This is a genomic window from Providencia sp. wls1916 (assembly GCF_009706585.1).
GTDB lineage: Bacteria > Pseudomonadota > Gammaproteobacteria > Enterobacterales > Enterobacteriaceae > Providencia > Providencia lanzhouensis.
Window position 1 is genome coordinate 46,431 of the sequence record NZ_WLUL01000006.1, and the last position, 26,407, is coordinate 72,837.

Annotated in this window: 23 protein-coding genes; 12 read left to right on the forward strand and 11 right to left on the reverse strand. The window is 42.6% G+C overall.

Annotation, left to right across the window (positions count from 1 at the left end; translation table 11 throughout):
- The first annotated feature begins 54 nt into the window (after positions 1-54).
- Positions 55-789, forward strand: coding sequence for a vWA domain-containing protein (locus GKR61_RS02380; RefSeq protein WP_036955681.1), 735 nt, complete (start codon positions 55-57; stop codon positions 787-789).
- Positions 790-862: 73 nt separating this feature from the next.
- Here the strand turns inward: GKR61_RS02380 and efeB are convergent, their stop codons facing one another.
- The 5 genes from efeB to GKR61_RS02405 form a co-directional block, all read right to left on the reverse strand.
- Positions 863-2,152, reverse strand: a complete 1,290-nt coding sequence (gene efeB, locus GKR61_RS02385; RefSeq protein WP_154639521.1) for an iron uptake transporter deferrochelatase/peroxidase subunit — start codon at positions 2,150-2,152, stop codon at positions 863-865.
- A gap of 11 nt (positions 2,153-2,163) precedes the next feature.
- A complete protein-coding gene (locus GKR61_RS02390; protein WP_154637003.1) occupies positions 2,164-3,051 on the reverse strand; it encodes an EfeM/EfeO family lipoprotein in 888 nt (295 codons plus the stop codon).
- Positions 3,044-3,901, reverse strand: a complete 858-nt coding sequence (locus GKR61_RS02395; RefSeq protein WP_154639522.1) for an FTR1 family iron permease — start codon at positions 3,899-3,901, stop codon at positions 3,044-3,046. Before GKR61_RS02395 ends, GKR61_RS02390 begins: the two co-directional genes overlap by 8 nt.
- Positions 3,902-3,909: 8 nt before the next feature.
- Positions 3,910-4,248, reverse strand: coding sequence for a cupredoxin domain-containing protein (locus GKR61_RS02400; protein ID WP_036955670.1), 339 nt, complete (start codon positions 4,246-4,248; stop codon positions 3,910-3,912).
- A gap of 101 nt (positions 4,249-4,349) precedes the next feature.
- Positions 4,350-4,907: an iron transporter gene (locus GKR61_RS02405; RefSeq protein ID WP_036955660.1), complete on the reverse strand. Its 558-nt coding sequence runs from the start codon at positions 4,905-4,907 to the stop codon at positions 4,350-4,352.
- Positions 4,908-5,173: 266 nt separating this feature from the next.
- Here GKR61_RS02405 and GKR61_RS02410 point away from each other — a divergent pair, with 266 nt between their 5' ends.
- From GKR61_RS02410 to GKR61_RS02420, 3 genes are all read left to right on the forward strand, one after another.
- Positions 5,174-6,103 (forward strand): DUF7916 family protein, encoded by a 930-nt coding sequence (locus GKR61_RS02410; RefSeq protein ID WP_154639523.1) that lies wholly within the window; start codon positions 5,174-5,176, stop codon positions 6,101-6,103.
- Positions 6,104-6,268: 165 nt separating this feature from the next.
- Positions 6,269-7,603 (forward strand): 30S ribosomal protein S12 methylthiotransferase RimO, encoded by a 1,335-nt coding sequence (gene rimO, locus GKR61_RS02415; RefSeq protein WP_036955655.1) that lies wholly within the window; start codon positions 6,269-6,271, stop codon positions 7,601-7,603.
- 217 nt (positions 7,604-7,820) lie between these two features.
- The gene (locus GKR61_RS02420; RefSeq protein ID WP_154609512.1) at positions 7,821-8,453 is read left to right on the forward strand and encodes a helix-turn-helix domain-containing protein; all 633 of its coding nucleotides are present in this window, start codon (positions 7,821-7,823) and stop codon (positions 8,451-8,453) included.
- 743 nt (positions 8,454-9,196) lie between these two features.
- On the opposite strand, the gene GKR61_RS02425 is transcribed toward GKR61_RS02420, so the two are convergent.
- Positions 9,197-9,826: a response regulator transcription factor gene (locus GKR61_RS02425; protein ID WP_036955649.1), complete on the reverse strand. Its 630-nt coding sequence runs from the start codon at positions 9,824-9,826 to the stop codon at positions 9,197-9,199.
- Positions 9,827-10,467: 641 nt separating this feature from the next.
- Between GKR61_RS02425 and rarD the strand changes: the two genes are divergently transcribed.
- Both rarD and purT read left to right on the forward strand, forming a co-directional pair.
- Positions 10,468-11,394 (forward strand): EamA family transporter RarD, encoded by a 927-nt coding sequence (gene rarD, locus GKR61_RS02430; protein ID WP_036955645.1) that lies wholly within the window; start codon positions 10,468-10,470, stop codon positions 11,392-11,394.
- A 161-nt stretch (positions 11,395-11,555) separates the two neighbouring features.
- On the forward strand, positions 11,556-12,734 hold the full coding sequence (gene purT, locus GKR61_RS02435; protein ID WP_154639524.1) for a formate-dependent phosphoribosylglycinamide formyltransferase: 1,179 nt from the start codon (positions 11,556-11,558) through the stop codon (positions 12,732-12,734).
- 48 nt (positions 12,735-12,782) lie between these two features.
- Here the strand turns inward: purT and GKR61_RS02440 are convergent, their stop codons facing one another.
- Positions 12,783-14,390 (reverse strand): GMC family oxidoreductase, encoded by a 1,608-nt coding sequence (locus GKR61_RS02440; RefSeq protein WP_154600111.1) that lies wholly within the window; start codon positions 14,388-14,390, stop codon positions 12,783-12,785.
- A gap of 373 nt (positions 14,391-14,763) precedes the next feature.
- On the opposite strand from GKR61_RS02440, the gene GKR61_RS02445 reads away from it, so the two are divergent.
- The 4 genes from GKR61_RS02445 to yjiA all read left to right on the forward strand — a co-directional run bounded on the left by GKR61_RS02445 (position 14,764) and on the right by yjiA (position 19,110).
- A complete protein-coding gene (locus GKR61_RS02445; RefSeq protein WP_036955820.1) occupies positions 14,764-15,252 on the forward strand; it encodes a WG repeat-containing protein in 489 nt (162 codons plus the stop codon).
- Between the two features lie 394 nt (positions 15,253-15,646).
- Positions 15,647-17,800: a carbon starvation CstA family protein gene (locus tag GKR61_RS02450; RefSeq protein WP_036955633.1), complete on the forward strand. Its 2,154-nt coding sequence runs from the start codon at positions 15,647-15,649 to the stop codon at positions 17,798-17,800.
- A gap of 101 nt (positions 17,801-17,901) precedes the next feature.
- Positions 17,902-18,105, forward strand: coding sequence for a YbdD/YjiX family protein (locus GKR61_RS02455; protein WP_036955629.1), 204 nt, complete (start codon positions 17,902-17,904; stop codon positions 18,103-18,105).
- 39 nt (positions 18,106-18,144) lie between these two features.
- Positions 18,145-19,110: a GTPase gene (yjiA, locus tag GKR61_RS02460; RefSeq protein WP_154600110.1), complete on the forward strand. Its 966-nt coding sequence runs from the start codon at positions 18,145-18,147 to the stop codon at positions 19,108-19,110.
- Between the two features lie 166 nt (positions 19,111-19,276).
- Here yjiA and GKR61_RS02465 read toward each other — a convergent pair whose 3' ends face one another.
- Together GKR61_RS02465 and GKR61_RS02470 are read right to left on the reverse strand one after the other, a co-directional pair.
- Positions 19,277-20,602 (reverse strand): L-cysteine desulfidase family protein, encoded by a 1,326-nt coding sequence (locus GKR61_RS02465; RefSeq protein WP_154639525.1) that lies wholly within the window; start codon positions 20,600-20,602, stop codon positions 19,277-19,279.
- A 196-nt stretch (positions 20,603-20,798) separates the two neighbouring features.
- Positions 20,799-22,145 (reverse strand): MATE family efflux transporter, encoded by a 1,347-nt coding sequence (locus tag GKR61_RS02470; RefSeq protein WP_154639526.1) that lies wholly within the window; start codon positions 22,143-22,145, stop codon positions 20,799-20,801.
- Between the two features lie 193 nt (positions 22,146-22,338).
- Here GKR61_RS02470 and GKR61_RS02475 point away from each other — a divergent pair, with 193 nt between their 5' ends.
- Both GKR61_RS02475 and GKR61_RS02480 read left to right on the forward strand, forming a co-directional pair.
- Positions 22,339-23,235: a diaminopimelate dehydrogenase gene (locus tag GKR61_RS02475; protein ID WP_108478351.1), complete on the forward strand. Its 897-nt coding sequence runs from the start codon at positions 22,339-22,341 to the stop codon at positions 23,233-23,235.
- A 167-nt stretch (positions 23,236-23,402) separates the two neighbouring features.
- On the forward strand, positions 23,403-24,164 hold the full coding sequence (locus GKR61_RS02480; protein WP_154600109.1) for a hypothetical protein: 762 nt from the start codon (positions 23,403-23,405) through the stop codon (positions 24,162-24,164).
- Between the two features lie 91 nt (positions 24,165-24,255).
- On the opposite strand, the gene GKR61_RS02485 is transcribed toward GKR61_RS02480, so the two are convergent.
- Both GKR61_RS02485 and GKR61_RS02490 read right to left on the reverse strand, forming a co-directional pair.
- On the reverse strand, positions 24,256-25,083 hold the full coding sequence (locus tag GKR61_RS02485) for a phosphoenolpyruvate hydrolase family protein (RefSeq protein WP_036955608.1): 828 nt from the start codon (positions 25,081-25,083) through the stop codon (positions 24,256-24,258).
- 10 nt (positions 25,084-25,093) lie between these two features.
- The gene (locus GKR61_RS02490; RefSeq protein WP_036955606.1) at positions 25,094-26,314 is read right to left on the reverse strand and encodes a Tm-1-like ATP-binding domain-containing protein; all 1,221 of its coding nucleotides are present in this window, start codon (positions 26,312-26,314) and stop codon (positions 25,094-25,096) included.
- Between the last annotated feature and the right edge of the window lie 93 nt (positions 26,315-26,407).

Consider the following 26,407-nt stretch of genomic DNA (forward strand, 5'->3'; position numbering starts at 1 on the left):
ACACGGAAACTAAAAGGTAGTTTCGTCAGGATAATATTATAAAGAGGCTCAGTGATGAATTTATTTAAGACTTCATTTTTTACTGCAATATCTGCTGTATTCCTACTCTTTTTTTCTAGCGTTTCTGGCGCTAAATCCATTGTTGAACCCGCTAAAGATTCTGAAGTATTAGATTTGGTGTTTATCTTGGATAAAAGCGGTTCAATGTCAGGATTTGAATCTGACACTGTTGGTGGATATAACAGCGTGCTGACAGAAAATAGAAATAAAGCGGGTAAAACCTTTATTACCACGGTGTTGTTTAATAATAAAACCAGTTTATTACACAACAGAGAACCTATTGATAAAGTGAAAAACCTCACGCTAGATGACTATTCTGTCGGTGGAAACACCGCATTATTAGATGCCATTGGCGATACCATGGTGAAAATGCGTGAGAATAGAAAAATCACCAAGAACAATAATGTTTTGTTTGTGATTATTACTGACGGTGAAGAGAACAGTAGCACCAAATATAGTCAGGCTAAGATTAAATCTATGATTAAATCTGCAGAAGTTGAAGATAAGTGGGACTTTATTTTCTTGGGTGCCAATATTGATGCGATTACGGCTGCGGATAATATAGGTATTAAGAGTTCGAATGCTACAGGTTATGTTCAAGATGGCACGGGTTACGATAAGGCATATAAAGCAGTCAATAAAGCCGTAGAAGCCAAACAGAATGCTGCACCAATATCAGAGGAATGGAAACAGGAAGTTGAGCAAGACGCGAAGGATCGCAAAAAATAAGAAGATAATAAAATCAGTCTGTAAATGAACGAGCTAGAAGCCCCGAAATTATATTCGGGGCTTTTTTATGGTGCTATTTAGTGTCTTTCAGCGCGGCAAATAACCCTTTAGCAAGTTGGTCTTGCTCTGATTGAATGCCGGGTAAAACGAAATAGTAACCCCCACCAAACGGTTTAATATAGCGCTCCAGTGGTTCGCCATTTAACCGTTTTTGAGTATCAATAAAGCCGGTTTTTAAGTTCTTTTGGTATGAAACGAAAATCAGTCCCATATCCAGAGCGCCGTTATCAGTTAAGCCAAGAGAGTAGCTGTAACTACGGCGACGTAACTTGGCGGTGTGGCGCGTTGGATTTCTTGGTTCGGCACGGCGCATATGGGAGTCAAATAACACGCGGTCACCATGCGGATCTTTGTCGAATGCAGGGTCATCCATTTCGTGCTTCATCCCCATGGGGGCACCTGTTGCTTTATGGCGCCCAAAGTCATTTTCTTGGTCTTCCAGCGGTGTTCTATCCCAAAATTCGAGATTAAAACGAATTAGGCGAACCGCTTGGTAGGTACCGCCGACACACCATGCTGGCTCTTTGTTATCCTCAGTCACCCAAATCAGCTCATCCATTAATTTGCTATCGTCGGCTGGTGCATTACCAGTGCCATCTTTAAAGCCAAATAAATTAATTGGGGTAGAGCGTCTATCGATATCCCGTGATGGTAAGAACCCATCGATTTTCCATAGCGGGAACCAATAAGGTGAAGTGTGGCGGAGAATATCGCGCAGCGCATAAATCACGCTTTCTTGGCTATTGGCACAAATTTGCAGCACCACATCACCACCACACCATTTGTCTTCTAAACGGTCGTTCGGGAAGCTGGTCATTTCCACCAATTGACTCGGTTTAAGCTTTTCTAATCCAAAGCGTGAATCAAATAAGCTATCTCCCAAGGAAACCGTGACACTCAGGGCGTCAGGTTGAATGAGCGTGCCTAAAATCCCAGACTCAGCGGGAGGCATTTTATCATTCTGATTTGGCGTGGATTTTTGTACTTGGGTCAGAAAAGCAATGCGTTGAGTTAATACCGAGAACAGCGCTTGCAGCTCATCAAGGGTCGTTGACGTGATTCGAAAAGCGATAAACGAGGCATTTTTCTGTTCTGGGGTTAACACACCCGCTTGGTGTGAACCTAAATAATTGATGCTTTTATCATAAGTCAGTTCGCAATCCGCAATGGATGCTTTTGCGCTGAGGGCGGGGACGGCGAGGATTGCACCTCCCATGACTAAGGTTTTTAGCGCATGGCGGCGAGATACTTTAGATTGAGAAAACCCCAAAGGTTGTGACTCGCTTTTTAGTTTAGCTTGCATAAATTTATGCCTTAATATTTATAGTAAACATCAACATCTAACTGAGCGCGCAATGTCGCGAGCAGTTCGGCTTGTTGCGTTAACAGGGAATAGAGCGCCATTTTGTCTTGTTGTTTTAGTTGGCTGTAAGGCTTGTATTGGCCTTTAACTAATTGATATGAATGCACTATTTTATTAATTTTCTGATCATTTTCTTTTATCTGATCGAGGGTCTTGGATTCAATAAACGGACTGATCACCTCGATGATGGCTTGAGAACCTTTGGCATTAGCCGCCATATCTGACAGGTCAGAGAGACTATAAATATTCTCTTGTCCCGACAGTTTTGTTTCTAGGATCATCTCCATAAAATCTGCGGAGGCTTGCACCAATTTCGGAATCTCAATGGTTTCGGTTAAGACACGCTTTTGTAAATCTTTTCCTTTTAATAACAGCTCATCAGACGCTGGCAGCGCTGCTTTGAGATCTTGCTTGGCAAATAAAAGGTATTCAACCAAGTGAAATCCCACGAAGCGGTAGTCTTTTTCTTTATCCAGAAAATAATCCGCACGAGGGTTGATGGTTCGGTCGGTATTACCAAACAAAACAATGATCGGACGCACGGTTTCATAGTGCTGGTGGGCTTGAATATAAGCTGCTTTCGCCTGCGCTAATTGACCTTTTTGCACACTTTGATTGAGTTTTTCTAATTGCTCCACCATTTCACTTAACTCCTTGTTGACGAAGGATAAGTATTCTTGAATGGCAGGCTGATATTTTTCAGGGGTGGGAATATCCCCCTTAGCAATAATGATGTTGTCCCCTGTTTGCACAGGGGAGCGTAGAGCTTTTCCATAGGCGGTAGATGCCACGAGTGAAGCAACGATTACGCTAATGGCTAAGTGGGTGATTTTACGCATTTTGTAAGTTCCGTTTAGCGGCATGTTTTTTGCTCCAAACAAACAGTGCGAGGATCACAATCCAATAGACAACAAAGGTGATAACACTGAGCCAAATTGGCTGTGAACGATATGCAAAGAATGATGATATAAAGTTGCCAGCTACACCAGAATCATCCAGTAATGCGCTGGTATCCCATGCTGGGTAGATTAAAAATTCAGGAATTGGATAGTCAAACTCAATCATTAAGTTTGAAATTTCTTCAACGCCTCGAAGCAGCAAGGAGGGGGCAAGGAACAGTAAAATCACGCCAGTGACTTTAAAGAAAATTTTCCATGAAATAATTCGGTTAGTTAATAAGAAGGCATATAGCGTCATACCCGCAATAACGACACCCGCTGCAACTTCAAAGATAAATTCGTTGGCATTTTCAGCGGTCAACGACATGATAAAACTGGAAAGGAAAACGACAATTTCGCTACCTTCACGGGCAATCGCGATAGCGATAATCAAGGTTGCACCCCACCAACTATGGTGTTCTGCATTACGATTGATACCTGATTCCAGCTCTTTTTTCATCGAGCCGCCGCTTTTGTTCATCCAATAGACCATTTGAACAATCAAGATACAGGCGAGGATCTCCATGACTATCATGAAAATAGATTGCCCAGTGTCATCAAGGACATTGAATACGCCGTAAATCAGCAGTGCGAGTAAGATGGACATGGCGATACCCAGCCCAACACCGCCCCACAGGTATTTCATTCCATTGCGAGCGTCAGGGTGGCGTTTGATCCACGCATAAATGATGCCGATAACTAACAGCGCTTCAAAACTTTCGCGCCAAACTACAAAGAGAACTTGTCCCATGTTGAGTCCTACTCTTTAGCGATGATCTCGCCTTTTGGATGTGACAGATGGAAATCGTCGAAAAATGTGTAACTACCTGGTTTTAACGGTGCAATGACCACCACGGAACTGGCACCGGGTGCTAATACTTTTTCTTTGCGCAGTTGCAAACTTTCAAACTCTGCGGGTTCAGTGCCGGTATTGGTAATTTTGATACGAATAATGGTTTTCGCTGGCACTTCCAGAACGCGAGGGATTAAATCCCCATTTTTCATTTCTAATTCAACGGTATATTTTTCGGCGCTTAAGGCTGATTGCGGAAGTAATGCACAAATAAAAACCAGTAAAAAGCTGAGTAATGTTTTCATTGTTGGCTCAAACTTATTGAAAATTGAGAGTTCCTTACTAGCGAAAAAGGGCTCGCGCGGAATATTACCCCCGCGAAAGCCCTCAGCGCATCATTGAAAAATTAGTAACTGCCTTTACGACCTATGCCGGCATAGTCAAAGTCCCAAGAGACTTCAAACGGTTCAAACCAAGGGGCAACCCCAGTTTCTTTATCAATGTGACGACCGAAAGCGGCTTGTTGATTGTGTGAAGGTGGGTAAATTTTGTAGGTAACGCGATATTTACCATTGCCGTCCAGTTTAATATTTTCACCGTAGTGAGGACCATCGCTTGCTACCATCGGCATAAAGGTGCCTGATTGAGTCTGTGGCTTATCGCCCAGTTTGGTGACGGTATATTCGACGGTTAAGTAAGGCATCCAATCACCTTCTGCAAAGCCGTTCGGGTTATCTTCTACTGCGTGGATGTCGGCTTCTAAGTGAACGTCGGCTTTATCCGCTGGCAGGTGAGCCATCTTGTGGTGGCCTTCTTCGGTGTCCATGGTGATAGGCTGTAAATAAACACCTTGGATTTCCATGCCGTTTTTAATGACTGGGTGACCGAGAGGATACTCTTGAGCAAAGGCGGATAGAGAGAATAAGGCTAAGCCCGAAACGGCTGCCTGATAAGCGAATTTCATTGTGACATCCTTACCTGAATGAAGTTAGAAGCATAATGATAATCATTACTATTAATCAAAAACAAGCAGAATGTTTTAGGTTTATATCCAATCCTTACTATGAATATATTTAAATTTAATATTAATCAAAGTGTTAATACTTTCTTTTTTAGTGATAAAAAATAAGTATTAGAAAGGTGATTTGCTTCAGACACTGTAGTCGGTTTCACATGCTATAGTCGAAACGTTGAACGGTATTTATTAGGTATAAAGTCGAGGTACTGGAGATGCAAAAACGTTATTTGGATTGTTCCGCTTCTGAAATTGCGAAAATGAATAAGAAAAGCTTACTGGAAGCGATTAAAGCCAGTGAAGGGCGATTACTGGTGAGTGAAACTATCGGGACTATTCAGCCAGTCTTGATGAATGTCACTAATGCGGAACTGGCAGCAAGCCAAGGCGCAGATATTTTGCTATTGAATGTTTTTGATGTGAATAATCCGGTGATGCAAGGTTTACCAGAAGGCATTGCACCCGATGACATTATCCGTACCTTAAAGTACTTAACAGGACGCGCGATTGGCGTGAATTTGGAACCAGTGCCAGCAGGATTTAATAATCCCCATCAAGATAAACAGTGGCAAATTTCTGAAGGGCGCTTGGCCACTGTCAAAAATGCCCTGAAATTAAAGCAGATGGGGGCAGATATTATTGTCCTGACTGGGAATCCGGGCAATGGTGTCACTAATCAAGAAATCAACCAAAGCCTCAAAGAACTCAAAGCGGTGGTGGGGGAAGAGATTGTTCTTATTACGGGAAAAATGCATGCGGCGGGAGTCCTCAATGCGTCTGCTGAGCAGTTAATTACCGAAGAGGATATTCATTCCTTTATTAAGAGTGGTGCGGATATTATTTTATTGCCAGCACCGGGTACCGTTCCGGGCATATCCTCGGAATTTGTGCAAAGAATGGTGAGTTATTGCCATTCTCAGCGAGTGATGACCATGACCGCGATTGGCACATCCCAAGAAGGGGCTGACCTACAAACCATCCGCCAGATTGCGTTAATGTGCAAAATGGCAGGAACAGATTTACATCATATTGGTGACTCAGGTTATAACGGCATTGCCTTACCGGAGAATATCTTGAATTACAGTATTGTGATCCGCGGTGTTAGACACACCTATTCCCGTATCGCCCGCTCAATTAACCGCTAATCTTTGCTGTTTTTCTGAGTGAAATTCCCGAGCTCGAAATGGTGCGGGAATTTCGCTCGAAATATCATTTTCATCGCTAAAAAAATATACAATTCCCGCTATACTTCAGGTAAAATCCAGCCCATTTTTTAAAACAATATCTATAACATAATAAAGAAGTGAGCTATGTCGCAAAATACGAATTCAGTGCCAAAGATTGGCTTTGTTTCACTTGGCTGCCCAAAAAACCTCGTTGACTCAGAGCGTATTTTAACGGAGCTGCGTACTGATGGTTACCAAGTCGTTCCTAGCTATGACGATGCCGATTTGGTTATCGTGAATACTTGTGGCTTTATTGATAGTGCCGTTCAAGAGTCGTTAGAAGCTATCGGCGAAGCATTGAACGAAAATGGTAAAGTGATTGTGACAGGATGCCTGGGCGCAAAAGAGAACCAAATCCGTGAAGTTCACCCGAAGGTATTAGAAATTACGGGTCCACATAGTTATGAACAAGTGTTAAATCACGTTCACCACTATGTGCCAAAACCAGAGCATGATCCGTTCTTTAGTTTAGTCCCAGAGCAAGGCGTAAAATTAACGCCAAAACATTATGCTTACTTAAAAATATCCGAAGGTTGTAACCACCGTTGCACTTTTTGCATCATCCCTTCTATGCGTGGTGACTTAGATAGCCGTGCTATTGGTGATGTATTAAATGAAGCTAAGCGTTTAGTGGAATCAGGCGTTAAAGAGTTACTTGTGATTTCTCAAGATACTTCTGCTTATGGTGTGGATGTTAAACACCGTACGGGGTTCTGGGATGGTCAGCCGGTGAAAACCAGCATGGTTGGATTATGTGAGCAGCTAGCTTCTATGGGTGTTTGGGTTCGTCTGCATTACGTTTACCCATACCCACATGTTGATGATGTGATCCCATTAATGGCAGAAGGTAAAGTGTTACCTTACTTGGATATTCCATTACAGCACGCCAGTCCGAAAATTTTAAAACTGATGAAACGCCCAGGAGCGGTAGAAAGAACGTTAGAGCGTATTAAGCGCTGGCGTGAAATTTGCCCTGAGCTGACATTACGTTCGACGTTTATTGTTGGTTTCCCTGGTGAAACAGAAGAAGATTTCCAAATGCTGTTGGATTTCTTACAAGAAGCGCGATTAGATAGAGTTGGTTGCTTTAAATACAGCCCAGTTGAAGGCGCAAAAGCGAATGAACTGGCTGACCAAGTACCTGAAGAGATTAAAGAAGAGCGTTATCATCGTTTTATGCAGCTTCAGCAAGAGATCTCCACTCAGCGCTTACAAGAGAAAGTGGGTCGCGAGCTTTTAGTTATTATCGATGAAGTCGATGACGAAGGTGCAGTGGGTCGTAGTATGGCCGATGCGCCAGAAATTGATGGTATGGTGTACCTCAATGGCGAGTTTGATGTGAAAGCAGGGGATATCGTTAAAGTGCTGATTGAGCATGCTGATGAATATGACCTGTGGGGCTCCGTTGTTAGCGAATAAAAAATAGGCTATCATCTAGCTCGAAATTTAGCCTGCGAATCATGTTTGCAGGCTTTTTTCGATATAACCCACTATTTTGGATTTTTTCTATATTTCAAATACTTGATCTATATCATCCCGCCAAAATCTATCAAATCATAACTTGATCTAGGATATAAAACTTAACTGATAACTTGACATAATCAGGGAGAATACTTATCGAAGAATAAGGCTGATTATGACTATTGATTTTACAATTCCCAAACTCGCACAGCTTACAGAAAAATCATCATGCTCCATTGATCCGGAGTTATTGATACAACTGGCAAGTGATGCCATCACAAATGGTTTATCACCTATCCATGATTTCGACATTGAAGGAATGTTGTTGGATAAATACGGTCAAACTTTATGGTCTAACCGTAAATCAGACAGCAGCGCCATGTTGCCATCTTGGATATTCTCTCAAATACAGGTCACTTCTCTAGATGACCAGCCAATTAACTCACAAGGACATACTTACTATTTCGCCCCTATTTATGATGAAACGCGCTTGTTAGCCACGTTGGTGTTACGTGGGGAGTCAACCAGCAGTAATATACTGTTAGCTCTCACTCTTACCCTAGGGCGAGAAATTAGTGAAAAGCTAAAGTGTCACTTTTACTGGCAAAAACTTTCAGAGAAAACACACGGACATAATCTATTCCACGACTTGAACATTCATGAAGTGGAAAAAGCGCTAATCATCGAAGCCGCGTTGGCGTACGGTGGAAAAATTCAGGAGATGCATCAAGCATTAAATATGGGGCGTACTACACTGTGGCGCAAGCTGAAGCAATATCAGATTGATATTCGCGAATACAAGCTATAGTCCAGTTAATAAAAATAGTCCGCCAATAAAAACAGCCCTGCCAATAAAAAAAGCTTCTACTGATTTTCTGCAGCAATGCTGAAAACGTTCGAAGCATTCAAATCACACAGCCTTACGGTAATCACTAAGCCCAACATATCAATGCATATTGATTGCGGGCTCAGTCACGCCTTTCAGCGAAACGAAAGAGAAGAAATGAAAAAGAGCTAAGATTATCAACCTATCTTGTTGTTAAGTATGTTGATCTCAGTACGCTTTTTTTTAGGAATTGGTTTTAATTTGATGTTATAGATTTTTATTTCAGTGAACTCACATACTCACAGTTGGAGTAAATGGTTGCGGGGATATATATAGGTTTATATTTTATTTTAAACTAAATATATTAATTTTATATTTAGCCATAAATGCGATTTTTATCATTAATAACTAGAGTAACAGTTTTCCTGTATAAAAATGATAGTGTAATTTATTTGATTTTCCACTATTGCTTAAAAAATAGTTATTTTAGGATGATAGATTAATAAAGAGGAATAGAAAGCATAATCATTATGCTAAGTTTGATAGTGAAAAATAGTTAACCGAATAGTTAAGTGAATAGTTAAGTTAAATGATTAAATTAAATAGTTATCTAAATAAAAATCTAAATTTAATTATATTTTTCTGGGTAATTTTGCGAACGGAAAATGCCTAATGGTTTTTTGATAAACCATTAGGCAGAGGGGGTGTCTGGTGAATAAAGAGAATTAAGCGTTTGCAGAATAAGTATTAATATATTCATACTCTTGGATTAATTGAGGTAGTGATTTTATTCCTAGTTTTGTATAAATATTTGAACGGTGCACTTCTACGGTTCTTGGTGATAATGACAGTTTTTCGGCCGTTTCTCGGCTGGTGTTTCCGTCTAAAATCATGTCCATAATTTCACGCTCTCTAGCTGAGAGACGGTCGAATTTATTGGTTAAATAGATATATTTTTTATGATTTTCATTTTGTTTATCGAAGTGTTCATTAGCTCCCTGAATAGCGCTTAGAAACACTCTGTCATCAAATGGAAATGCGTAGAAATCAAAGGCTCCAGCCTTGAAGTAGTCTCTGCATAGTGCAGCAGAAGGTTCTTCTGCGATGACGATAACAGGAACAACGGCTAAAGATTGAGTAAGGTTTTTTAATTTATTAATATGACTGGAGTTATTGCCTACGAATAATAAAACACAATCCTTTGCATTATCTTCTTTAGGGTAAGTATAAGTACTAATAAATACCTCTTCGTCATTATAGAATTTAAATATAAAATCAAAAGATTCCATCTTTGATTTCAGTTTATTCTTAAAGACATTATCGTTTTCAACGATTACATGAATGGCGCTATTCATCACCAAACTCCTGTTAAACGGATTTGACATTCAAATTAACGTAGTTTAATAGAATGAGAATAATTCACCGATGGAAATGGTAATATATTTTCAACTATTCTTTTTTATAGATTATTGCTGAACGTAAATGATATTAAAAAAAGTACTTGCCTAATTTTAATATAAAAAAGAAACAAAGGTTAAAGTATGTGTCAAAACGTAACATCTGTTTAATGTTTTGTAACAAGATAGAGTTTTAAGCTTGTCTTACGATTATTATGTTTTCTAGATAACATGAAAATAATGTTATTTAGCTAAGTAATAATATCGCAAAATGGTAGTCATAAAAAGCACTATTAGCAATTTTATGAAATTTAATTAATCATCCTCCTTGATAATTTTTTTCTGTTTTTAAGTTTTGTGGTTAAGTTACTAAAATTATCTCAGTAAAATTGCAAAGTACTCTAAAAAAGTGAGTGAATACACGTAATGATTTCCTTAAAAGATATTGCACTATAGGTTTTCGTATGATTAATAAAAGTGTTTAGTGTGAATAAATTGATCGATAACCTTAGTGATAGTTTGCACTTCAACCTATTATCTTTCCGTTATTGGCGTATTATAGAGAAGAAAAATCAACCACACTTTCATACGGATAAATTATGTTGCTGCGTTCCGGGGTAGCATTAGCTATCTTTTCTTATATTCTTTGGGGGATAACCCCGCTGTTTTATCGGTTACTTCCTGATGCACAAGCCATGGAATTACTGGCGCAACGATTGATTTGGTCTCTTCCGTTCTTATTTTTCATTCGGTTGCTTATCAAGAATAAATCTCTGTGGAAGCAAGTGTGGGCGGATAAACGTTCAATTGTGTTATGTTTTTTTAGTTCCTCGATTATGGCGGTATCGTGGACAACCTTCACCTATGCGTTAACTCATGGGCAAGTACTGGCTGCGAGCTTGGGTTATTTTATTAACCCGCTGTTTTCAATCTTGCTAGGTGTGATTTTCTTGCGAGAGCGTTTAGTCTTTGCTGAAAAACTGGCGGTTGTGTTTATTTTTTCAGGTGTTGCCTACCAAATCATACAATATGGGGAATTGCCCGTTTTAGCGTTAGTGATGGGGAGCGCTTTTGCAGTTTATGGTTTGATCCGTAAATTTATTCGTTTTGATGTTATCACCTCGCTGTTTTTAGAGGCGCTTTGGTTATTACCCTTGGCGATAGGTATTACATGGTGGTTATCCGCACATGGAATGAGCGCGGTAGAAAATGGTGATTGGCAAACCAAAATGCTGTACATGTTGGCGGCGCCTGTGACTATCATTCCATTACTCTTTTTCACGGCAGCCATTAAACGCACCACATTAACGGTGATTGGTTTAGCGCAATATATCGAGCCAACAATTCAATTCTTGTTAGCGGTTTTCCTGTTTAATGAAATTTTCGATTGGGTCAAAGGTGTCAGTTTTACCTTGATTTGGATTGGCTTACTGTTTTGTGTATTAGCGCTACTCCATAAACGCTATGGCAAAGGTGCCCGCCATCAACCGTATGTGACTGGGCGGGATGAATCTCCCAAAATTTAACTTTTAATTTTAATGGGTTAGCCTGTTTTACAGATAATACTGTTAACGGGCTATGCTTCTATCATAGTCAAAGCAAACGATTGCGTATATAATCCTGCCATCTTTTTAGACATTATCTTTTATGTAGCTGCATTTATCTCTGGGGATATAAGGTCATTATCATGAGCCAATTAGGTACTGCACTTTGTTCTAGCGCGACAAAAGTTATGCTTCTCGGTTCGGGGGAGTTAGGTAAAGAAGTGGCGATTGAGTGCCAGCGTTTGGGTATTGAAGTGATTGCGGTGGATCGCTATGACAATGCACCTGCGATGCATGTTGCTCATCGCAGCTACACCATCAATATGTTGGATGGTGAGGCACTACGCCAACTTGTTGAAAGTGAGAAACCAGATTTTATCGTTCCTGAGATTGAAGCGATTGCCACCAAAACGTTGGTGGAACTCGAAAAGCAAGGTCAAAAAGTCGTGCCATCTGCCAATGCGGTTTACCTAACCATGAACCGTGAAGGGATCCGTCGTTTAGCTGCCGAAGAGCTACAACTGCCGACGTCGGAATACCGCTTCGTGGAAACGAAAGCGGATTTTGAAGTCGCAGCCCATGAAATTGGCTTTCCCTGCATTGTAAAACCAGTCATGAGCTCATCGGGGAAAGGGCAGAGCATCATTCGCTCAGCGGAGCAGCTTGATAGTGCGTGGAATTATTCCCAAGAAGGCGGGCGTACAGGTCAAGGGCGCGTGATTGTTGAAAAAATGGTGAATTTCGATTTTGAAATTACATTACTAACCATTAGCGCGGCAGACGGTGTGCATTTCTGTGCGCCAGTTGGGCATCGCCAAGAAAAAGGTGATTATCGCGAATCTTGGCAGCCGCAAGCGATGAGTGATGCTGCTTTGCAAAAAGCACAGGACGTAGCGAAGAAAATTGTCACCGCTTTAGGGGGATACGGCTTATTCGGTGTGGAGCTGTTTGTCTGTGGTGATGAGATCATTTTCAACGAAGTTTCTCCTCGTCCTCATGATACCGGCATGGTGACGTTGATTTCTCAAAACCTGTCTGAATTCGCATTACATGTTCGTGCTTTCTTAGGCTTACCGATTGGCACTATTCGTCAGTATGGTGCCAGCGCATCGGCTGTGATTTTACCTGAGCTGCATAGTCGGAATGTGGTTTTTTCGGGCATTTACGAGGCACTCGGTTCTGATATTCAATTGCGTTTATTTGGCAAACCGGAAATTGCGGGAACTCGCCGTTTGGGTGTAGCGCTTGCGGTCGGAGATTCGATTGAGCAAGCCCTAGAGATGGCAAAAACAGCGGCGGCTCGAGTGAAAGTAACAGGATAGTGATTATCCCCCGCCTGTTAGGTTCTGGCGGGGGGCTTTTTAGGGGGATTATTGTTTATCTTCAATAATCATCGCGGCTGCACGCTCCGCAATCATGATGGTTGGCGCATTGGTATTGCCACTTGGAATTTCTGGCATCACCGAACAATCCACCACTCGTAGTTTGTTGATCCCATGAACGCGAAGACGTAAATCAGTGACGGAATTTGCGGTATCGGTACCCATACGGCAGGTGCCAACGGGGTGATAAACTGTTTTACAGAAATTACGCACAAACTCTTCTAATTGCCCCTCATCATGCTGAACTTGGGCTGGCGGCATTAATGTATTTTTACTGACAGCTTGCAATGATGGCTGGCTTAATACCTCTAAACCGAATTTCACCGCTCGTTTACAACCTTCCATATCTTCTGGTTCAGCCAAGTAATTGGCGTGAATTCTTAACGGATCTTGCGGGTTTTGGCTACGCAGTAAAATTTCCCCGCGTGACTTAGGCTGTAAGTAACCGACTTTCAGTGAAAAACCGTGAGCGGCAGGTAGCGGCTCCCCCGGTACATCATCCCAGCTATCTAAAATAGGCAAAAAGTGAATTTGCACATCTGGGCGACCTTGGTTGCAGCTGTCTTTAAAGGCAGCGCCTTCTAAAACGTTAGAAGCGAGTAGCCCACTGCGAAATGCCATCCACTCAAAACCATGTTTGATAGCGGCAAAGCCTTGGTCGGCACCAAATAAGCTGATTGGCTCTTTGGTGGTGACGTTGATAGACATATGCAAATGATCGTGAAAGTTTTTGCCCACCGGTAAATTTGCCACGGTTTTGATCCCTAAAGAGGAAAGGTGTTCTTCAGGTCCGATACCAGAGAGCATCAACAACTTCGCTGACCCCATTGCACCGGAGCAAACCAACACTTCTTCACGCGCTAGGACTTCGATTTCGTGACCATTTTTACCTTGGTAAGCCACGCCGACTGCTTGTCCATCGCGAATAATAATGCGGTTAACTTGGGTATTGAGCTTGAGGGTTAAACGGTCGCTATTTGCTACTGATTTCAAATAGGTTTTGGATGTACTGGCTCTTTCCCCGTTGTGAGTTGTGGTTTGATAGAAACTGGTTCCTTGCTGGCTCTCTCCATTAAGGTCATTAACGTATGGTAAACCATGTTCTTGAGCCGCTTGAATGAATGCCATAGAAAGTGGATGGCGATAGCGGTTTTCACTGACGGGAAGAGGTCCTTCCGTGCCGTGGTATTCTCCGGTTAAGCTTTCATTGCGCTCGGCTTTTTTAAACCACGGTAGAACGTCTTGGTAACCCCAGCCTTCGCATCCGTACTTGTGTGCCCAGTTATCATAATCCTGTTTTTGCCCGCGAATGTAGATCATGCCATTGACTGAACTACTGCCCCCCAGCACGCGACCTTGAGCAATTTGCATTTTGCGGTTGTTGGCATGAGGTTCAGGTTCGGTTTCATATGGCCAGCTTTTTTGGGCAATAATTTTAGCGACACCAGCAGGCATACGGATAAACATATGGTTATCGCTACCGCCCGCTTCAATAAGCAGCACGCGAGCTTGGGTTTCTTGGATCAGACGTGCGGCGAGAACACAACCTGCGGAGCCTGCACCGACAATAATATAGTCATATTTTTGTGTGCTCATTTTATTTCCCTGTTGAAATTAACATTCAATCATCATTTCTTTAACAATAACGCCTTTAGGTTATTAATGTATAAATAATGTTCTGTTAGTGTGATTCGCTTCAAAAATAATTTCCTATGTAACTATTTTTAATTTTTTCTACTTATTGTTATTTAAAAGGAAAATATGAATTTCATAATTTTTTAGTCTTGTTTTTAATTTCATTAATAAGTTAATGTTTTATTAATTGGTTTATTCTTAGTGAAAAATAGTGCGAGCGAAAAAGATGCATAGAAAAGAATTGCGTGATTATCTGATACCCATTGGGAATGCTTTAAGGGATGCTGAACGCCTAATAAAATAAGAGGTACTTTTACGAATGAAAGCAATATTAATGAAAACAATACCAATAAAAAGCCAGCTGATGGGATTGTCTATTTCTGTGTTTATGACGGCGATGGCGTCAGCCATGCCGCTTGAAGAACAGTTTCAGTTAATGGCGGAAGATGAAAGCGAAAAAATCCGCTGCTTTGAACCTTCTTCACCTTTCCTGTATTGCCTTAAAGGAAGCGTATACAAAAAAGGTGGTATCAGGCTCATAGATAAGCAGGGTAATGAAGTGTATCAATTTTACTATTTTGATAATGGTCTCGACCCTGCGAGTGAAGGGCTATACCGAATTCGTCAGGGGGAAAAAATAGGTTATGCCAACGCCCAAACCGGAGAGATTGTGATTGAGCCGATTTATGATTGTGCATATCCATTTGAAAACAGTAAAGCCAAGGTAGGCAAGAAGTGTGAGCGACAAACCGATGGAGAACATAGCTGGTGGGTTGGGGGCGAATGGCAAGAAATTGTTAATCCACTGAGTAGGGAAAATTAGCGTTTTATTCATGTATTAACCTCAGGAATTTAACAAAAGTCACAATCTAAATATGATTTTAAAAGTTACTTAACTTGTTGAAATGAAAAATATTTGGTACTCAGATCACATTTTTTGAGGGTTTAGCGACTCTTGAAAACCATTCACCGCAAAAAACTAACCGCTTAATTCTGTATGCCACCACTCAAGGTAACTTTTCGCTTTTCCTGATAGTAATTTTTTACCATACCCACTATGGCAGAACTCAATTTTTTACATTCAAAATCATTCAACCACTGCCTATTAAAAAATCATTTGTTATTCATCGAAAACGATTAAAAACAACGTTTTCGCAGTTTAATAAACGGTAATTACGTATTAATGGCATGTTCGTTCTACCTCAGAAGGGTGTTCTATGAACAAAAATGGTATTTTAAAACACATTCCATGGATGATCCTCGGGATCATCGGTGCAATCTGTTTAGGGGTTGTCGCGCTAAGACGCGGCGAGCACATTAGTGCATTGTGGATCGTCGTCGCATCTGTGGCGGTGTACTTGATTGCTTATCGTTACTACAGCTTATATATCGCTAAAAAAGTGATGAAGTTGGACGAAACGCGTGCTACACCGGCGGTCATTAATAATGACGGCTTAAACTATGTTCCAACCAATAAAAACGTTCTGTTTGGTCACCACTTTGCGGCTATCGCAGGGGCGGGTCCATTAGTTGGGCCAGTATTAGCGGCTCAGGTGGGTTACTTACCAGGAACATTGTGGCTATTGGCTGGGGTTGTTCTTGCGGGTGCGGTACAGGACTTTATGGTGCTGTTTATCTCCTCACGCCGTAACGGTGCATCTCTTGGTGAGATAGTTAAAGAAGAATTGGGTCCAATCCCAGGTACGCTAGCACTGTTTGGCTGTTTCTTAATTATGATCATCATCCTCGCAGTATTGGCGCTGATCGTGGTTAAGGCACTGGCAGAAAGCCCATGGGGTGTGTTCACAGTTTGCTCCACTGTGCCGATTGCGCTCTTTATGGGGATATACATGCGCTATATCCGACCAGGGCGTGTGGGTGAAATTGCCGTTATCGGTATTGCACTGTTAGTCGCTTCTATTTGGTTTGGTGGTGTGATTGCTCATGACCCTTACTGGGGTCCAGCACTGACCTTTAAAGATACGACGATTACCTATGCATTAGTCGGTTATGCGTTTGTTTCCGCGTTACTGCCAGTATGGTTGATTTTGGCGCCTCGCGACTACTTAGCGACATTCCTGAAAATCGGGGTTATCGTTGGTTTGGCTGTAGGTATTGTTATCCTGAACCCTGAGCTGAAAATGCCAGCGGTGACACAGTTTGTTGATGGTTCTGGTCCAGTTTGGAAAGGTACACTGTTCCCATTCTTGTTCATCACCATTGCGTGTGGTGCGGTATCCGGTTTCCATGCCTTGATCTCTTCCGGTACGACGCCAAAACTGTTAGCGAACGAAAAAGACGCGCGTTACATCGGCTACGGTGCGATGTTAATGGAATCTTTCGTCGCTATCATGGCGTTAGTCGCAGCTTCTATCATCGAGCCAGGTCTGTATTTTGCAATGAACACCCCACCATCAGCATTAGGTATCACTATGCCTAACCTGCATGAGCTGGGTGGTCCAGATGGCGCTGCAATTATGGCGCAACTGAAAGATGTGTCTGTTCATGCGGCAGCAACGGTCAGTTCATGGGGCTTTGTCATTTCCCCAGAACAAATCATGCAAACAGCAAAAGACATTGGTGAGCCTTCGATTCTAAACCGTGCTGGTGGTGCGCCAACCTTAGCTGTCGGTATTGCGTTTGTATTCCACGAAATTATGCCAGCTGCCAACATGGGCTTCTGGTATCACTTCGGTATTCTGTTTGAAGCACTGTTTATCTTAACGGCTCTGGATGCGGGTACCCGTTCTGGTCGCTTTATGCTGCAAGATTTACTGGGTAACTTCGTGCCATTCCTGAAGAAAACCGATTCTCTGTTTGCAGGGATCATTGGTACAGCAGGATGTGTAGGTTTGTGGGGTTACTTACTGTATCAAGGCGTTGTTGACCCACTGGGCGGCGTTAAGAGCTTGTGGCCACTGTTCGGTATCTCCAACCAGATGCTGGCAGCGGTAGCGTTAGTCCTGAGTACGGTTGTATTAATTAAGATGAAACGCAGTAAATACATCTTAGTGACTGTGTTGCCAGCGGTATGGTTATTAATCTGTACTACATGGGCACTAGGACTGAAATTATTCAGTGATAATCCTCAACTGGAAGGTTTCTTATACTTAGCGAAATCTTACAAAGAGAAAATCGCCGCGGGTGGTGCTGAGTTAACGGCACAAGAAATTACTAATATGAATCACATTATTATTAATAACTACACTAACGCGGGTCTGAGTATTCTGTTCTTAGTGGTGGTTTACGGTATTATCTTCTACGGTATTCGAGTGGGAATGAAAGCCCATAAAAACCCAAATCGTACAGATAAAGAAACCCCTTATGTTCCTGTTCCTAAAGAGGGTGTGAAAGTGTCATCTTCACACTAAGAGCAGAATAATGCGTCGAGTTGAGTTTCACTCGAAACAGTAAGGGAAGCCCGACATTGTACGAAAAAACAATGTCGGGCATTTTGCCTTTGGAGATGGTTATGTTTGGAAACTTGGGTAAAACCGGTAAATATTTAGGGCAGGCGGCGCGTATGCTGGTGGGGATCCCCGATTACGATACCTATGTGCAGCATATGAAAGATAATCACCCCGATAAACCTGTGATGACCTATAAAGAGTTTTTCCGTGAACGACAAGATGCTCGCTACGGCGGCAGTGGTAAAGGTGGATTTCGCTGCTGTTAACCAACTTTCTTATAAATGAATGGCATGATGAGGGCAATAATGAAACCAATCAATGTAACGATTTTAACGGGCTTTTTGGGTGCAGGAAAAACCACGCTATTGAGCCACATTCTCAACGCGGATCATGGTCATAAAATTGCCGTGATCGAAAATGAGTTCGGCGAAGTTCCTATCGATAATGCGTTGATTGGTGACCGTGCCACGCAAATCACCACCTTAAGTAATGGCTGTATTTGTTGCAGTCGCTCTAATGAGTTAGAAAATGCGTTGTTGGATTTATTGGACGGTTTAGACAGCGGCAAACTCGATTTTGAGCGTTTAGTGATTGAGTGCACGGGAATGGCAGATCCAGGTCCGATTACACAAACATTTTTCTCCCATGAAGTACTGTGCGAGCGTTATTTATTGGATGGCATTATTACCTTGGTGGATGCGGTTCACGCCGATAAGCAACTTAATGATTTCGCCATTGCCCAAGCGCAAATTGGTTATGCTGACAGAATTCTTCTCACCAAAACCGACATTGAGCCAAATACCGATGCGCTGATTGAGCGTTTGCAGCGTATTAATGCCCGAGCACCGATTTATTCGGTGGTTCATGGGGATATTAATTTAGATTTGCTGTTAGATATTGACGGCTTTTTGCTGGATTCAAAGCTCAATGTTAAGCAACCGACGTTCCGTTTTGCCCCTAAGCAGCAAAATGAGGTGGGGTCGATTGTGCTGGAGTTTGATTATCCGGTTGAGCTGATGGCCGTCTCCCAAGTGATGGAAGATTTACTACTCGGTTTTGCAGATAATTTATTACGCTATAAGGGAATTTTATCCATTGTCGACGAGCCAAAACGCCTATTATTCCAAGGTGTTCAGCGCCTTTATAGTGCCGATTGGGATAGAGATTGGGGCGAAGATGAACCGCGCAGCAGCGTCCTCGTTTTCATCGGCATCGATCTCCCCGAAGCCGAAATTCGCGAAAAATTCGCCGCACTAGAAACCAGAAATTAAAATCAGAATCAAACTTATAGTAATCAGTAGTCAGAATAAAATTCAGAAATCAAAATTAAACTCAAAGTTATTAGCGCTGAAGGAAGGCGACAAACGCCAGCTATCCCTAGGAGCATACAAGAGTATGTGACTAGGGTAGCTAAGAGAAGTCAACGCACCAGCAGCGTTAAGAACGAAGAGTTTTGGAGGACATTATTTCGATTATTTGAATGTCTGTATGCCGCATAGAACCCGCCGCCAACGAACACAAGTTCGCAATCGACTGATCCACATCATCCGACACAATTCCGTCCGAGCCTCTTACACAGCTATTATCTAACGCCATCAATACGGCTTTGTATGCCGCACTTGCGCTGGTGGAGACTTTCATTGCACAGCTGTTTGATGCGCCATCACAGATCATGCCACTGACGTCGCCGATCATGCTTGAGATTGCCATTGCGACCACGTCATAGCGAGCTTCTAATAACCATGCAATCCCAGCGGCAGCACCCATTGCTGCGGTGGTTGCCGCACATAATGCAGAAAGTGCAGGCAGTTGGTTATGAATATAAATTGCCATTAAATGGGAGAGCATTAGCGCGCGAGCTAACTGTTCTTCGGTAGATTGCAGGTAATCTGCGGTGACAACAACTGGCATGGTGGCTGCAATACCTTGGTTACCGGAACCGGAATTACTCATGGCGGGCAATACCGCACCGCCCATACGTGCATCGGAGGCTGCCGTTGTGCGGATCATAATTTCGGATAATAAATCTTTGGACAATAAACCGCGGTCACGTTGAGCCTGCAATGTTTTACCAATATGCAGACCATAGCTATTACGCAAACCTTCTTGAGATAACGCATCATTTAAGTGTGCGGCTTCAAGAATGAAACGAATATCGTCTAATGGTGCTTGAGTTGCGAACTCATAAACCGCCTTAACGGTGACTTTCGGTAAGCTGACATCGGTACCACAATCAACGGGATCCCGAGTTTCTGTTTTATTCTCAGTAATATCGAATAGAACCTGATCACCGTGGATAATTTTGACAATATGAGTGTGAGAGCCTGCGATGATCACCGTGGCAGAATCATTTTCGCTGTAGGCTGTCGCTTCTGAATAAACAACATCATCACAAGGGGATTTAATATCAACGGTGATGGAACCGTCTGCGAGCATCGCTTTACTGCGTGCAATCGCTTCAGGCGACGCGGATTTTAATACTTCTAACCCAGCATCAGCATCACCACCCACAGCACCTAGCGCCGCAGCAATCGGTAATCCCACCATTCCTGTTCCCGGAACGGTGACACCCATACCATTTTTCATGAGATTTGGGGAAACAAATGCGGCAACGCGGATCACTGGCGATGACAAATAAGACGCTGCTTTTGCCGCTGCATAAGCAAGGGAAATGGGTTCAGTACAGCCCAGTGCAGGTTTAACGTCTTGTTTGACGGCATTGATAAAATATTGCCAGAGAAGTTCTTCAGTTTGCGTTGCCATGGTTATATCCCTAAAAGTCATGTGGTGATGGAATTATTTTAATGAAGAGGACGGAGAAAAACTTCACAATGTTTATGGATAAATGGGGATAAGAGAGAAAATTTATCTCTAATATGGTTTAGTGGGGGTAAATATTTTCAAATATGATGCCGATCACAAAAATCCTACCTATTTTCATAGGTAGGATACCGTAAGCTTAGCTTTCTAAATCGAGGCGTTTGCTTTGCCATTTACGTGAACGCCAGCGCCACGCATTGGTGAGCCCGCGAACCCACTCATCGACAAAGAATCCAATCCAGATACCGATTAACCCCATTTCCATTTTTATGCCAAGGAAGTAGCCCAATGGAATGGCGATCCCCCACATAAAGAGCACGGCGGTCAATAATGGGAATTTCGCATCACCAGAGGCACGAAGGGCGTTTACCATGACGATGTTGATAGTACGCCCCGGCTCTAAGAACACGGATAATAAGAAAATTGGCAGTAATAGCTGAATGATGCCTTGATCGTCCGTTAAGCTATCGAGGATTGGCGCGCGGAATAACCAGAACACAAACACCACGCCGATAGTGACGTAAAAGCCCCATTTCAAGCTCTTAAACGCACGACGATAGGCATCTTCAAAGCGCTTAGCGCCCACCAAATGCCCAACCATAATCTCATTACCAATACTGATGGAAATTCCAAACAGCATAATAAATAGGGAAAGCTGGAAGTAGAGGGTTTGCGCCGCAAGGGCAGTTTCACCCATTAAGCCGATAAAGGCGGATGCGGTCATAAAGTGCAGGATCCACACCAAGTTTTCGCCTGCTGCTGGTAAACCAATATGCAGGATTTTACTGAGCATTTTGCTGGACCAGCGGATCAGCATCATCGGGGTAAACTTGATCCTTAAACCATAGAATAGTAGGCAGAACAGTAAAATGACCGCTACTACGCGCCCAACCACCGTTGACCATGCAACGCCTTCCAGACCGTATTGTGGTAAACCAAAGAAGCCATACAGCACAATCATATTACCAATCACGGTAATGATGTTGGCAATCAACGTGACCCACATCGCCGGCTGAGCTTTACCATAAACGCGTAAACAAGCCGCGAGAATGATGGAGATCGCCTCTGGAATTAAACAGATACCCAAAATGTGCAAATACGCGTACCCATCATCCATTAAATGGGATGGAGTATTCATAATGGTCAGAATTTTGTAGCCAAAAAAGAGCGCAATTAAGGCGCTGGAGAAACCTAATATAAAGTTAAAGGCGATGGAAGTATGAACCGCTTGGCTGGCTTTATCACGGCGACCTGCACCCAAATATTGAGCGATAACGACGCTACATCCTACGCTAATAAAGTTAAAGATAGTAATAAATAGGTCAAAGACCTGATTCCCGACCCCCATTGCGGCGAGGTAGGCAGTCGATACATGGCTCACCATATAGGTATTAATTAATAAGGTGGCCAAATGAAGGAAAATATCAATAAAGATTGGCCAACTGAGGGAATAGAGTGACCTCTCAGTGACATCGGGCTGATGCATTAAGAACCTTTGTATTCGTTGAAATTAGAGAAAAGAACGAGATTTGCTCGGATTCTACCTCTAATTGATAAAGTAACCTAGTAATAAAAGTCGGAACTTTTTAGATAATTAGGCTTTGTTTAATCTATATAAATTTGTTATTGATATGTGTCTTGTATTTGAAATATGACATCAGAATGACCGAGGAGTCACAATGACAAAAATTAAAACAGCAATAGTGGGTTACGGCAATATAGGTCGTTATGCACTAGAAGCTGTTCAAGCCGCTGATGATTTCGAATTAGTCGGAATTGTACGCCGTAATACCCAAGATATTCCAGCGGAATTAGCCGGATATAAAGTGGTTGATGACATCGAAAAATTAGATGGTGTGGATGTTGCGTTACTTTGTTCCCCTACACGCGCTATCGGAACTTTAGCAGAGAAAATCTTAAGTCTAGGGATTAATACTGTAGATAGCTTCGATGTACATTCGGATATCGTGGCATTAAAACATCAGCTTGATAGTGTCGCGAAGAAACATAACAGTGTGTCAATTGTATCGGCAGGCTGGGATCCAGGTTCTGACTCCATCATGCGTACCTTGATGCTGGCAATGGCACCAAAAGGGGTGACTTACACGAACTTTGGACCAGGCATGAGCATGGGGCACAGTGTAGCTGCGAAAGCGGTTGATGGCGTGAAAGATGCGCTTTCAGTCACCATCCCTCTAGGCACTGGTGTCCATCGCCGTATGGTGTATGTTGAGCTGGAAGCGGGTGCAAGTTTTGATGATGTGGTGCGTGGGATCAAGCTAGATAGTTATTTCTCTTCCGATGAAACCCATATTCGCCAAGTAGATAGCATTGATGCCTTAAAAGATGTGGGGCACGGCGTTCAAATGACCCATAAAGGGGTTTCCGGTGCGACGCATAATCAGTTATTCGAATACTCAATGCGCATCAATAACCCTGCATTAACATCGCAGTTTATGGTATCGGCCGCACGAGCAACCATGAAACAGCCTGCGGGAGCTTATACCGTTATTGAAATCCCACCAGTGAATTTCCTGCAAGGTGATTTAGATAGCTTAATCGCTAAGCTGGTTTAATTTTTAAATCGCTTTAATCACTGATTAATGGTGCGCAGCATAATAAATAGCATTGCTACCGCGTACCATTTTCTCTCCTCGCTTTTTATTTTATTCCCCTTCAGAATAACGCCATTATTTAGGATTGGTACGACATAAGCATATAAGAGTCTCAGCGGAGAAATGGAATGGAAACACCAAAGGAAAAGAAACCGGTTACGAATAAAAATAAAGGGCGCCAATCCTCAGCGGCAAGCTTTTTCCCTAAAAATAAAGGGGTAAAAAGCGTCAAAGAGACCCAAAATTCATTTAGTGTCATTCGTGCTTTTTCAAAAATGATAAATTATGGATTTTCAATATTCTATGTGGGTTTTATTATTTCAGTTTGGTTTTTTCCTGAAAATTACAGTATCGAGATTATTTATAACCTCACGCTGATCCTTATATTCGAGTTTATTCTGGTGCACTCCGGCGTATTTATGTCGGTATTTAAGAATTTTTTTGTGATATTAGGATTTGCCTTGGTTTATGGTCTTTTTGCACTGGCCATTAATATGTCAGTTCTGGGAGATTCTCCTGTCATTTTATATCTCTACAGTGCGACGGTGGTAAACCGGATGCTGTTTGGATTAACCAGTCGAACCGACCAAGAACGCCAAGAAAACATGGGTTATTCCGCCTTAATGGCAATGAACTTTATGTTTAGTATCTTTACTGCGCTGTTGTTATCGTGGATGGTGCCGTATGGAGGGCTTACTCCAGAGTATCTTGAATCCATTCATTATTTAGATTCTATTGGTACGGGCGGGGAGTTCCCTGAAAAGCCGCATGTGGCGTTTGCGTTTGGCGTGCTCTATTTTTCGTTACCTGTTGTTTTGCCAGCATTATTTGGGCTAATGAGTTTACGCAAAAAGAAAAAAGACCAAATTACCGATGTGGATAGCCAATAAGTTGAATAGTAGATAGAAAGAAAAACGCCTACCGAAGTAGGCGTCCTGGTGTTGGCAAAAATAAAGTAAAACAGAAAATACAGAATGAAAATTAGCGAGTTATTGATTTAAATTGCTGTGTGGTCTCTTTCAATGCCACTTCTGTCGGTAAGCGTTCCATAGAACTTGCACCGTAGAAGCCATGGCAATCAGGGCAGTGCGCTAAAATATATTCTGCATCTTCCGGCGTGGCGATAGGACCACCGTGGCACAGAATAATCACATCATCACGCACAGATTTTGCGGCTTTCGCCCAATCATTGATAAGTTCAACGCAATCCGCCAGTGTGACAGCGGTTTCCGCACCGATGTTACCACCAGTGGTTAGACCCATGTGTGGCACAATAATATCCGCACCTGCCTGTGCCATTGCAATGGCATCTTCACGGCTAAAGACGTATGGCGTGGTTAATAACCCTTTTTCATGCGCCATGCGGATCATATCGACTTCTAAACCGTAACCCATGCCTGTTTCTTCTAAATTGGCACGGAAGTTACCGTCAATCAGCCCGACGGTTGGGAAGTTTTGTACCCCAGCAAAGCCAGTCGCCTTGATATCATCAAGAAATTTATCGAACTGACAGAATGGGTCTGTACCGTTAACTCCAGCAAGCACAGGGGTGTGCTTCACGACTGGGAGAACTTCTTTCGCCATATCCATCACGATTTCGTTGGCATTACCATAAGCCAGCAGGCCGGCGAGAGAGCCGCGTCCTGCCATACGGTAACGACCTGAATTATAAATAACGATTAAGTCGATGCCACCGGCTTCTTCACATTTAGCGGACAGACCAGTACCTGCGCCACCGCCAATGATGGGTTCTCCACGAGCAATCATCTCTCTGAAATTTTTCAGTAAGTCTTCGCGGTTATGTTTCATTGATGAACCTCTACTTGTTTACTATTTTCTGGTGTAATTCAATTACCTGCTCACAGAATTCAGGTGAATTAATGTGATGCGGGCTTAATATTAATTGTCGTTTTTCTGTCGTGACTAAGTGCTGTGTTAATGCGTCGATAAAGGCTTGATCTGCCTGCGGATCCCAAAATGGCGCTCCGTCGATATCTAATGCGGAAAAACCGGCTGTTGGGATAATAAAGCGAATTTCGCCTTCACAAGCATTCAGCTTTTCTGCAATCCAATGTCCCATCTGACGGTTCTCTTCTACGGTGGTTCTCATCAGTGTGACTTGGGCATTATGGTGATAAAACTGTCTATCTTTATACTGTTCTGGCACGGTGGAAGGGCGACCAAAGTTCACCATATCCAACGCACCGCAAGATAATACGCAAGGTGTTTGGGTTCGCGCGATGGCACCAAAGCGGTCTTCATCGCACGCCAATACGCCACCAAACAGGTAGTCGCACACTTCCGTGGTGGTGATATCCAAAACAGAATCTAATAAGCGGCTATCAATCAATTTTTCCATGGCTTTGCCGCCACTTCCCGTTGCATGGAATACTAGGCAGTCATGGTCGTGTTCTAATTTTGCCGTTAATTGCTGGACGCAAGGGGTGGTGACACCAAACATGGTTAAGGCAATAGCGGGTTTATTTTCAGCGGTATCGCCTTCACCGTTATCAAACCAGACTGCGCCGGCAATTTGGTTGGCCGCATTTTTCAGGACTTTACGTGAAATAACATTGAGTCCAGAAACATCCGTGACGGAGTACATCATGGAGATATCACTTGCGCCGATATACCCGGAAATATCTCCCGAGGCCATGGTGGAGACCATGAGTTTTGGCACACCGACAGGTAAAATTTGCATTGCTGGTGTAATCAGTGCCGTCCCCCCTGAGCCGCCTAGCCCAAGTATTGCGGCGACGTCAGTTTGTGCAGCAAGATAGAGGCTGAAGGCTTGTGCCATCGCTTCTATCGCTTTTCCTCGATCCCCGCAGAAAATGGCACCAGCGCCTTGAGGGTGGAAACTGGCAACCATTTCGGCGGTGACATCCGCATTTTTTTCTAATAATGATGGCTGAGTACTCAAGTCAACGGTACGTACAGCAAGCCCTGCATTTTTAATTAAGTCACTGACATAAAAAAGTTCAGCGCTTTTGGTGTCTAGGGTACTTGCAACATAAATAAAACCCTGATGCTTTGGCATAGAAAAATCCTTTGTTTTTTTATGTAACGTTGTTTGGTTACTTAATATGTGTAGGGTGTGTTGAATTTTTCATCTCAATGAGACTATAGTATC

Bases quoted from the DNA above. Each gene is read 5' to 3' on its own strand.
- GKR61_RS02380 (WP_036955681.1), top strand. From the start codon at position 55: ATGAATTTATTTAAGACTTCATTTTTTACTGCAATATCTGCTGTATTC.
- efeB (WP_154639521.1), bottom strand. From the start codon at position 2,152: ATGCAAGCTAAACTAAAAAGCGAGTCACAACCTTTGGGGTTTTCTCAA.
- GKR61_RS02390 (WP_154637003.1), bottom strand. From the start codon at position 3,051: ATGCGTAAAATCACCCACTTAGCCATTAGCGTAATCGTTGCTTCACTC.
- GKR61_RS02395 (WP_154639522.1), bottom strand. From the start codon at position 3,901: ATGGGACAAGTTCTCTTTGTAGTTTGGCGCGAAAGTTTTGAAGCGCTG.
- GKR61_RS02400 (WP_036955670.1), bottom strand. From the start codon at position 4,248: ATGAAAACATTACTCAGCTTTTTACTGGTTTTTATTTGTGCATTACTT.
- GKR61_RS02405 (WP_036955660.1), bottom strand. From the start codon at position 4,907: ATGAAATTCGCTTATCAGGCAGCCGTTTCGGGCTTAGCCTTATTCTCT.
- GKR61_RS02410 (WP_154639523.1), top strand. From the start codon at position 5,174: ATGCAAAAACGTTATTTGGATTGTTCCGCTTCTGAAATTGCGAAAATG.
- rimO (WP_036955655.1), top strand. From the start codon at position 6,269: ATGTCGCAAAATACGAATTCAGTGCCAAAGATTGGCTTTGTTTCACTT.
- GKR61_RS02420 (WP_154609512.1), top strand. From the start codon at position 7,821: ATGACTATTGATTTTACAATTCCCAAACTCGCACAGCTTACAGAAAAA.
- GKR61_RS02425 (WP_036955649.1), bottom strand. From the start codon at position 9,826: ATGAATAGCGCCATTCATGTAATCGTTGAAAACGATAATGTCTTTAAG.
- rarD (WP_036955645.1), top strand. From the start codon at position 10,468: ATGTTGCTGCGTTCCGGGGTAGCATTAGCTATCTTTTCTTATATTCTT.
- purT (WP_154639524.1), top strand. From the start codon at position 11,556: ATGAGCCAATTAGGTACTGCACTTTGTTCTAGCGCGACAAAAGTTATG.
- GKR61_RS02440 (WP_154600111.1), bottom strand. From the start codon at position 14,390: ATGAGCACACAAAAATATGACTATATTATTGTCGGTGCAGGCTCCGCA.
- GKR61_RS02445 (WP_036955820.1), top strand. From the start codon at position 14,764: ATGAAAACAATACCAATAAAAAGCCAGCTGATGGGATTGTCTATTTCT.
- GKR61_RS02450 (WP_036955633.1), top strand. From the start codon at position 15,647: ATGAACAAAAATGGTATTTTAAAACACATTCCATGGATGATCCTCGGG.
- GKR61_RS02455 (WP_036955629.1), top strand. From the start codon at position 17,902: ATGTTTGGAAACTTGGGTAAAACCGGTAAATATTTAGGGCAGGCGGCG.
- yjiA (WP_154600110.1), top strand. From the start codon at position 18,145: ATGAAACCAATCAATGTAACGATTTTAACGGGCTTTTTGGGTGCAGGA.
- GKR61_RS02465 (WP_154639525.1), bottom strand. From the start codon at position 20,602: ATGGCAACGCAAACTGAAGAACTTCTCTGGCAATATTTTATCAATGCC.
- GKR61_RS02470 (WP_154639526.1), bottom strand. From the start codon at position 22,145: ATGCATCAGCCCGATGTCACTGAGAGGTCACTCTATTCCCTCAGTTGG.
- GKR61_RS02475 (WP_108478351.1), top strand. From the start codon at position 22,339: ATGACAAAAATTAAAACAGCAATAGTGGGTTACGGCAATATAGGTCGT.
- GKR61_RS02480 (WP_154600109.1), top strand. From the start codon at position 23,403: ATGGAAACACCAAAGGAAAAGAAACCGGTTACGAATAAAAATAAAGGG.
- GKR61_RS02485 (WP_036955608.1), bottom strand. From the start codon at position 25,083: ATGAAACATAACCGCGAAGACTTACTGAAAAATTTCAGAGAGATGATT.
- GKR61_RS02490 (WP_036955606.1), bottom strand. From the start codon at position 26,314: ATGCCAAAGCATCAGGGTTTTATTTATGTTGCAAGTACCCTAGACACC.